Source organism: bacterium (assembly GCA_040754625.1).
Taxonomy (GTDB): Bacteria; JACRDZ01; JAQUKH01; order JAQUKH01; family JAQUKH01; genus JAQUKH01.
Window position 1 is genome coordinate 1 of sequence record JBFMCF010000120.1, and the last position, 9,793, is coordinate 9,793.

A 9,793-nucleotide genomic window follows, 5' to 3' on the forward strand; every position below is an offset into this window, starting at 1 on the left:
AATACACACTTAAAATTACAATAAACAAAGACAATACCGAAACAACATTAGGCCCTGTTTCATTTTCCGTGGACAAATGCGTAACACCATTATCCGGGGATGTCCATGGCCCGTCTAAAATCACAGCCGTGGATAGATCAGGCATATGCTGTTCAGGCACACAGGAACCCGCGATTATCCTGAACAATTACGGGAACGGCAAGTCAATAGCCTGGACATTCGACCTTGTTGAATCAGGCAGCGACACGACATTCAGCAAAATAAAAGAATTGATAATAAAAAGCATAAATTGGACGACACCCGGAGAAACGCCAATATACCCGATGGCTACACTTCCGATAAATATAGATGTCCTGAACAAAGGCAAGAGCGTGGATTTAAAAATAAATGAAACAGTGCCGGCAGACCTTCTAATTTCAGACGTCCTGAACGCCGGGATAAAAACCAATAATGAAATAACCTGGCAGTTTAACCTTCTTGAAAATACGGCAAAAGATTTGAAATATTACCTTTCAATGCCTGACAATACATTGCAGTGGACATTATTGACAGAAATAAATTATCTCGATTACGACAGCACGTCCTCCTCGGCGGACAGGTGGAAATTTTACAATAATTATATATTGAATACCGCAAACAGCCGGACTATGATAGAATTAATACAGGAAATAATAGACGAACTGAACGGCATGAATTTAAGTCCTTCCGACAGGGAGAAGGCAGACACTATAATAGAAAAATTGGAAAAAATAAGGCTCAGGAACGCGGATACAAAGAAAGAATTTGAGAAAAACATAGAAGATACTTTGAAGGCAGTTGATAAACTGACCGAGATGACCGGCACGGACATTACTCCGCTTAGATTGAAACTGGATGTGCTTATGAGGATCAACGAAATAAGATGGAGCAGAATATAGCGAAAATGATTAAGAATGATTAAGGCAATTGCTATTTGCAGATTTAATAAATATATGATAATATATTACATTTATAATCCATAAAATCAGGAGATAACATGAGTTATGATATTTTAATCATCGGGGGCGGACCGGGCGGGTATGTTTCTGCCATACGCGCGGCACAGCTTGGCGCAAAAGTATGCGTTGTGGAAAAAGATAAAGTCGGGGGTACGTGCCTTAACCGGGGCTGTATCCCGACAAAGTCAATTTTATCCAGCGTTAAACTTTTATCACAGATAAAAGAAGCCGCGGAGTTTGGCATAAAAGTTGAAAAATATGAGCATAATTGCAAAGCGATTGTTGACAGGAAGAATACAATAGTTGAAAAATCCGTCCAGGGGATTGAATTTCTATTTAAGAGCTACGGTGTGGACCTCATAAGAGGCGAGGGAATAATAAAAACAAAAAATATTGTTTCAGTTAAAAACCAGGACGGTGTTAAAGAAATAGAAACAAAAAATATAATAATCGCCACAGGGTCAGAACCGGCGCAGATACCAATATTTCAGATTGACGGGAAAAAAGTTATTACAAGTACGGAGGCATTAAACCTTTCGGAATTGCCGGAAAGTATTTTGATAATAGGAGGCGGGGTAATAGGGTGCGAGTTTGCTACGATTTTTAATGAACTTGGAGTTAAAATAACAATAGTTGAAATGATGCCGAACATCATACCCACCGAAGATGTGCAGATTGCAAGACGCCTGCAGGGAATTCTGAAAAAACGCGGTATAAACATAAACACCAACAGCAAGATAATATCGCTGGTGAAAAGCGGGAATAAGGTAACAATTGAATTGGAATCCAGGGAAAAATTTGAAAGCGATATGGTCCTTGTGTCTATCGGGAGAAGCATAAATTCCAAAAATATAGGCCTGGAAAATATAGGGGTCCAGACCGGGCAGAGGGGAGAAATAATTGTGAATGATTATATGGAAACAAATGTGCCCGGGGTTTATGCGATTGGCGATGTTACGGCAAAAGTTATGCTCGCGCATGTAGCGTCCGCCCAGGGACGCCAGGCAGTAGAAAATATTCTGCATGAAAAGAGGCCCATGGATTACAGTATAATTCCAAGCTGTATTTTCACTCACCCGGAAATAGGGTCTGTCGGGTTAACGGAAACCAGGGCTAAGGATAAAGGTATTGATGTTACGACCGGCACCTTTCAATTCGCGGGGCTTGGAAAAGCGCAGGCAATGGGGGAAACAGAAGGTATAGCAAGATTAGTTGTGGAGAAAAATACGGACAGGGTCATAGGGGGGCAGATAATCGGCCCTGATGCGACAAGCCTTATTGCCGAAGTGGCGCTGGGAATAAGATTAAAGGCCACATCAAAAGACATAGGCGAAACGATACACGCGCATCCCACACTGCCTGAAGCGGTGATGGAGGCCGCGGAAGATGTCCATGGTTTATCGTGCCATTTGGCCAAAAAAAGAAAAGCTGATAAATAAAAAAAGAAAGCATGGAGCCTGTATTTTATGTTGAAACTTCCCGGGTGGATAAAGAAGGACATTCCCCGTAAAAGAATATTGTTAAACGCGGAATCCGGCGGGACTTACAGCATTTTAAAAAATTATAAATTAAATACGGTTTGCCAGGAAGCAAAATGTCCTAATATATACGGATGTTTTAATAAAAAGACCGCTACTTTTATGATTTTAGGCAGCAGGTGCACGAGGTCGTGTAAATTTTGCGGTGTTGAAAAAGGCCGTGTATCAAAAATAGATGAAGATGAACCTTTAAGGATTGTTGAAGCGGCAAAAAAATTAGATCTTAAATACGTGGTAATCACATCAGTGACAAGGGATGATTTGCCTGACGGCGGCGCGCGGCAATTCGCAAAAGTAATAAAATTGATCCGGGAGGAATTATCCGGTGTAAGGGTTGAAGTGCTTGTCCCTGATTTTTCAGGGGACAATAATTCGATAGATATTCTTATTGACGAGGGACCTGATGTTTTTAACCATAATATTGAAACTGTTCCGCGTTTATATGAAATAATACGTCCGGGAGCGGATTATTACAGGTCTTTAGCGATTTTAAAATATGTTAAAAAAAATAAAAAAAATATTTATACAAAATCAGGTTTAATGCTCGGACTCGGAGAGAAAAAAGGAGAGGTAATAGCAGTCTTGAATGACCTGAAAAAGAATAAATGTGATTTTATAACAATCGGCCAGTATTTTAAGCCCGGGAGAAAAAATATTGATGTATCTGAATATATAACAAAAGACAAATTTGTTGAATTTGAAAATATCGCAAAAGATATGGGTTTCCTGGGAGTATTTTCAGGAACGTGGGTGAGAAGCTCATTTCACGCGGAAGAGATGATGAACATAGGGGCGCGGTTCATGAACCCGCCCTGAAGACGGGCAATTCGTGAATTGTCCCTGCATTTAATTAGAGGAGAATATATGTCAGTACTTGTAGTCGGTTCAGTGGCAATGGATACGATTGAAACGCCATTCGGCAAGGTTAGTAACGCGTTAGGCGGTTCCGCGGTTTACTCGTCCTTTTCCGCGTCATTTTTTTCCCCTGTAAAAATGGTGGCGGTAATCGGAAATGATTTTCCAAAAGAATACAAAGATATACTTAGAGAAAAGGAAATTGACCTCCAGGGATTGCAGGAAGAAGAAGGAAAAACATTTCACTGGGAGGGTTTTTATGATTATGATTTGAACACAGCGCATACAATAAGCACGGAATTGAATGTCTTTGAGAATTTTGAGCCCGTCATTCCTGAATTTTATAAAAATACTCCTTATGTTTTTCTGGCAAATATTGATCCTGAACTGCAGTTAAAAGTATTGAATTCAATTAAACACCCGAAACTTGTAGTAGGTGATACAATGAATTTCTGGATTGATAAAAAGAGAGACGCCCTCCTGGAAACTTTGAAAAAAATTGATATTTTAATTGTTAACGATGCTGAAGCGAGAGATTTATCTGATGAATCGAACCTGATAAAGGCGGCAAAAAAGATTAGGTCGTTTGGGCCTAAAAGCTTAATTATAAAAAAAGGAGAACACGGCGCCCTGCTTTTCAGCAATGACAGTATTTTTTCCGCTCCCGCGTTTCCGCTGGAATCTATTTATGATCCTACCGGCGCGGGGGACACATTTGCCGGCGGCTTTATCGGGTATTTGGCAAGAACGGGTGATTTAAGTGACGATAATATGCGCCGCGCTGTGATAAAAGGAAGCACGATGGCATCGTTTTGCGTGGAGAATTTTACATTAAACCGGATGAGGAATTTGACCGAAACGGAAATAAACGCGAGATGCCGGAAATTAAAGGAATTGAGCCATTTCGAAAATATATAGGTGAAAATATGATAGCCTCAAATAGAATTAACAGGTTTCCGGCGTATCTTTTTGCGAAGATTAACAGCCAGAAACTTGAAGCGAGGAAGAAGGGAATTGATGTTATTGACCTTGGGATGGGGAACCCCGACCACCCGACACCCATGCCTGTTGTCCATTCTTTGATAAAAGCGGTCCAGGACACGAAAACACACCGCTACTCGGTGGCAAGGGGTATTTCTAATTTCAGGCGCGAGGCAAGCAGGTTTTATGAAAAGAAATTTAATGTTTCTATAGACCCTGATAAGGAAGTAGTCGCGCTGATTGGGACAAAGGAGGGCCTGGCACATCTTATGTTCGCGATTTTAAATGAAGGAGATGTAGCGGTTGTTCCAAACCCCACATATCCGATTCATATGTACAGCGTCATAATGGCAGGCGGGAACCTTATAAATGTCCCTCTTTTCCCCTTTGATGATTTTCTGAAACGTATATCTGATACAATACAAAGTACATGGCCCCAGCCGAAAGTTTTAATTTTGAATTTTCCGAATAATCCCACAACGCTAAGTGTCGACATAAGTTTTTTTGAAGAAGTTGTGGCATTGGCCAAAAAACATAATTTACTTGTGGTGCATGATATGGCTTACGCGGACATTGTTTTTGATGATTACAGGGCCCCGAGTATCCTTCAGGTAAAAGGCGCGAAGGACCTGGCAATAGAGTTTTATTCTTTTTCCAAATCTTTCAATATGCCGGGCTGGAGAGTGGGTTTCGCGGCAGGAAATGCTGAAATTGTCCATGCTTTGACTAAAATAAAAAGCTATCTTGATTACGGGATATTCACGCCAATCCAAATTGCGGGTATCAAAGCGCTTCAATGCCCTGATGAATGGGTAAAACAAAATGCGGACATTTATTCAAAGCGTGCCGATTTGATGGCAAAAGAAATGAATAAAATGGGCTGGCCCGTGGAAAAACCAAGGGCGACAATGTATCTCTGGCCGGGGATACCTGAAAAATTCAAGAAAATGGGATCTATGGATTTTTCCATGATGCTCCTGGAAAAAGCAAATCTGGTCGTTTCCCCTGGAGTAGGATTTGGAGAATACGGAGAAGGCTTTATACGGATTGCCCTGGTAGAAAATGAAAACAGGATACGTCAGGCATTAAAAAATATTAAAAAATTAATGTTATGAAATAGTTTCCTAATATCCTTTCAATATTAAGATTGAGCCCATGAGGACTGCCACCGCGTAAATTTCCCCTTGTAAAAAATAAAAAATTCAATTATATTTGTATATTATGAAGAGAGAAATTATGCCGCATTATTTAAATCACGTAAAAGAGTAAAAGAAAAGTATAAAATGTCGGGAATTGGTTTTTTTAAAATAATAGAGGAAATTACCGTTAATTTATGATATAATAAATAATTTTGGAGAATAAGATGGATATTTCAAAAGACAATCTTTGCGCAATAGAAAAAGAGTCTTCAGGGAAACTGAAGGATGAAGAAAGGTCTATTGCCTATTTTTCAATGGAAATTGGTTTGGAATCTAAAATACCAACCTACAGCGGCGGATTGGGAATTCTGGCAGGGGATACAATTAAGTCATGCGCGGATTTAAAGGTCCCGCTTGTGGCGGTAAGCCTGCTTTACAAAAAAGGGTATTTTTTTCAGAGGCTTGATGAGTATGGAAACCAGTATGAATATTCCAATGAGTGGAACCCGTCAGAATCAATGGCCCTTTTGCCGAATAAAGTGACCGTAAAAATTGAAAACCGGGACATCGTCATCAGGGCATGGCAGTACAGGGTGAAGGGAGTAAACAGCGAAATCCCTGTGATATTTCTTGATACGGACACCGAGGAAAACGGCGAATATGACCGGAGTTTGACTTATTACCTTTATGGCGGTGACGAAAGATACAGGTTCGCGCAGGAGATAATTTTAGGCATCGGAGGAATACGCATGTTGCGTGAATTGGATTACAAAAAATTCAGGCGTTACCATATGAATGAAGGACACGCGAGCCTGCTTACTTTGGAGCTTTTGAATGAAAGGAAAGATGAGGTGGCTATTATCCCCGAAATTATTAATAAAGTTAAGAGAAGATGCGTATTTACAACACATACGCCTGTAACGGCAGGCCATGACAAGTTTTCCTATGACCTGGTCAAAGCTTTTTTAGGGGATTATTTTCCCCTTGATTTATTAAAGGAACTGGGCGGGCAGGATTGCCTTAATATGACTTTACTCGCCTTGAACCTGAGCCACTATATAAATGGGGTTGCGAAGGAACACGGGAAAACATCGCAGGAAATGTTCCCGGGGTATCATATTGAATATATTACAAACGGCGTACATTCAGGGACATGGGTCTGCCCGAGTTTCAGGAAATTGTTTGATAAGCATATTTACGGGTGGTTCAATGATCCTTTTTCTTTAAGATATGCCTTGAGTATCCCTAGGGATGAAATATGGAACGCGCATGAGGAGGCAAAAAAGGTCCTTATAGACTATGTAAATAAGAGGACCTCTCTGGGTTTTGATTATGATACCCTGACAATTGGTTTTGCCCGGAGGGCCGCCGCGTATAAAAAAGCTGACCTTGTATTTTTTGATACCACAAGGCTTGTAAATATCTCCCAGATTGTGGGAAAAATCCAATTTATTTTCGCGGGCAAGGCGCATCCTAAAGACTGGCAGGGTAAAGAACTTATAAAGAGGATAAAAGCCGTGGCAAACAGCCTTAAGGGGCATATAAAAATAGCTTATATTGACAATTATGATATGGAACTGGCGCGGATGTTTATTTCGGGTTCCGACCTCTGGCTGAATACACCGAGTAAACCGCAGGAAGCGTCAGGGACATCGGGTATGAAGGCCGCGCATAACGGCGTGCCGAGTTTTAGTATACTGGATGGGTGGTGGATTGAGGGCTGTATTGAAGGGAATACCGGATGGTCAATCGGTTCGGTTGATGAAAAGGAAAGTATAGATGAAAAAAACGCTGATTCCCTATACATGAAATTAGCGAGAGACATAATTCCAGTATTTTATAATAACCGCCAGGTATGGATTGATATAATGCGTCATTCTATAGCGATTAATGCCTCATTTTTCAATACCCACCGTATGGTCCAGCAATATGTTTTAAATGCTTATTTATATAAATAGAAAAGGATAAAAAATGCCAAATCAGAAGCGACGGAAGGACATAAGGAATATAGCTATTATTGCCCATGTTGACCATGGAAAAACAACATTGGTGGACGCGCTTTTAAAACAAAGCGGGGCATATCATTTTAAAGAGGGAGAGTCGACAATTATGGACTCAAACCCGCTTGAAAAAGAACGAGGTATCACTATTTTTTCAAAAAATGCGTCTTTTCGCTACAAAGATACGCAATTTAACATTGTGGACACACCGGGCCACGCGGATTTTGGAAGCGAGGTGGAACGCATTTTAAAGATGGTGGATGGCGTGCTTTTGCTTGTTGACGCGTTTGAAGGCCCGATGCCGCAGACAAAATTCGTTTTAAAAAAATCTCTCGAGATGCACCTCAAACCGATTGTTGTAATCAATAAAATTGACCGTCCCAATGCCAGGCCTCATGAAGTTTCAGACATGACTTTTGATCTTTTTTGTGAATTAAACGCGACGGATGAACAGCTTGATTTCCCGATTGTCTATGCCTCCGGGAGAGAAGGCATTGCCACATTGGATTTAGAGGATGAAAGTAAAGACCTTAAACCGCTTCTGGATACCATTCTTCACCGGGTCCTTCCGCCGGTTGCCGATCCCGAAAAGCCTTTCCAGATGCTTGTTACAATGCTGGATTATGATTCTTATATCGGCCGTATAGCTGTTGGACGTATTTTTCACGGTATGATAACTTCAGGGGACCAGGTAGCGCTTGTAAAACATGATGACACAATAGAAAACGGGAAGGTGATAAAAATATTGAAATACCAGGGACTGAAAAGAGTGGAAGTCGAAAAGGCGGAGGCCGGAGATATAGTTTCGATAGTTCCCGGTATTGAAGATATTAAAGTGGGCGAGACCCTCGCGTCTTTTACAGACCCCCAGGCGCTTCCCGCGATAAAAATCGATGAGCCCACAATTTCCATGAATTTTTCTCACAATACAAGCCCCATCGCGGGCAAAGACGGGGGCAGGTTTCTTACGTCACGTCATATCCGGGAAAGGCTGGAATATGAGAAAATGATGAACGTGGGAATAAAGATTGAAGAGGTGGACAACGGCGAAAGGTTTAAAGTTTCGGGAAGGGGGGAACTGCATCTTGCCATTCTGATTGAAACAATGAGACGCGAGGGGTATGAATTTGAAGTGTCCTGTCCCAAGGTGATTTTAAAGAAAATAGAAGGTGATATTTTTGAGCCGGTTGAGGAATTATATATTGAAGTGCCGCAGGAATACCAGGGTGCTGTCATACAAAATCTTGGCAACAGGCGTGCGGAAATGAAAGACATGCAGGCAACTTTAAATACGGTCCGTTTGAGATTTTTAATCGCATCCAGGGCGCTGCTTGGTTTTCGCAATGAATTTTTAGTAATGACGAGAGGCGGCGGGATTATGTACCAGAATTTTTTTGAATATCAGAAATTCAAGGGCGAATTACCGTCCCGTCAAACCGGTGTTTTGATTTCCCAGAATGCGGGGAAAGCAGTCGCATACGCCCTCTGGGGATTGCAGGAGAGGGGAGAAATATTTATACATCCGGGGGATGATGTTTATGAAGGAATGATAGTTGGTGTTAATAACAAAGGCAATGACCTTGTCATTAACGCGATTCGCGAGAAAAAGCTGACCAATATGCGTGCATCGGGTTCGGACGAAGCCATAAGGCTTGTGCCGCCCCGCGAGATGACCCTTGAATTCGCGCTCGAATTTATTGAAGACGATGAGCTTGTTGAAATTACGCCTAAAAATATAAGGCTCAGAAAACGGTATCTTACCGAAAACGAGCGCAAGATTTCGCTGCGCCAGGAACAGACAGTATCGTAACATAAAGCGATTGGCTTACTTAAATGAGAAAAATTGTATTAATTTCTCTGATAACCGTTTTTTTGATATATAAGCCTGTTTTAAGCAGTGAGAATACATATCTCGGTTATACCGGCTATGTGAAGGGTTCATCGAAAGTAATAGGGATGGGAGGCGCGTTTACCGGCATTTCCGACGATGTGAACAGCGTCCTGTATAATCCCGCCGGCATAGTGTTTTCTGAAACACAAAATATTGTCTCCTTCAGTTTTGCCACATTCACGGACAAATCCATTGACCTGAGTAAAGACACGCCTGACGAAATATGGAAAAGTGAAATATTTAACTTTGGATTTCTTCACAGGACGAGAAAGAAAAACAAATTCACCTGACTTGTCCAAATTAGTGCGACAAGGATAAAGCTTTCAAGAGTTGCTGGACTTCCTCGGATAAATCCGACCTTATAATAATTTCTTCATCAGTAATTGTATTAAGAATCCTGGCGTCAGTAATT

Annotated in this window: 8 protein-coding genes; all 8 read left to right on the forward strand. The window is 41.2% G+C overall.

Translation table 11 applies throughout. The features are described from left to right. On the forward strand, positions 1–917 hold a 917-nt coding region (locus AB1498_11450; protein ID MEW6088905.1), incomplete at its 5' end, for a hypothetical protein. 98 nt (positions 918–1,015) lie between these two features. Continuing rightward, positions 1,016–2,416, forward strand: a complete 1,401-nt coding sequence (lpdA, locus tag AB1498_11455) for a dihydrolipoyl dehydrogenase (protein MEW6088906.1) — start codon at positions 1,016–1,018, stop codon at positions 2,414–2,416. 27 nt (positions 2,417–2,443) lie between these two features. Further along, positions 2,444–3,331, forward strand: a complete 888-nt coding sequence (lipA, locus tag AB1498_11460) for a lipoyl synthase (GenBank protein ID MEW6088907.1) — start codon at positions 2,444–2,446, stop codon at positions 3,329–3,331. Between the two features lie 48 nt (positions 3,332–3,379). Beyond that, positions 3,380–4,288 carry a PfkB family carbohydrate kinase gene (locus tag AB1498_11465; protein ID MEW6088908.1) on the forward strand — a complete coding sequence of 303 codons (909 nt, stop codon included), beginning with the start codon at positions 3,380–3,382 and terminating at the stop codon, positions 4,286–4,288. An 8-nt stretch (positions 4,289–4,296) separates the two neighbouring features. Then, positions 4,297–5,466 (forward strand): aminotransferase class I/II-fold pyridoxal phosphate-dependent enzyme, encoded by a 1,170-nt coding sequence (locus AB1498_11470; protein MEW6088909.1) that lies wholly within the window; start codon positions 4,297–4,299, stop codon positions 5,464–5,466. A 248-nt stretch (positions 5,467–5,714) separates the two neighbouring features. Then, on the forward strand, positions 5,715–7,448 hold the full coding sequence (glgP, locus tag AB1498_11475) for an alpha-glucan family phosphorylase (protein MEW6088910.1): 1,734 nt from the start codon (positions 5,715–5,717) through the stop codon (positions 7,446–7,448). Between the two features lie 13 nt (positions 7,449–7,461). Continuing rightward, positions 7,462–9,300, forward strand: coding sequence for a translational GTPase TypA (gene typA, locus AB1498_11480; GenBank protein ID MEW6088911.1), 1,839 nt, complete (start codon positions 7,462–7,464; stop codon positions 9,298–9,300). A 23-nt stretch (positions 9,301–9,323) separates the two neighbouring features. Next, complete coding sequence (locus AB1498_11485; GenBank protein ID MEW6088912.1) at positions 9,324–9,671, forward strand: hypothetical protein; 348 nt, start codon at positions 9,324–9,326, stop codon at positions 9,669–9,671. Positions 9,672–9,793: the final 122 nt, after the last annotated feature.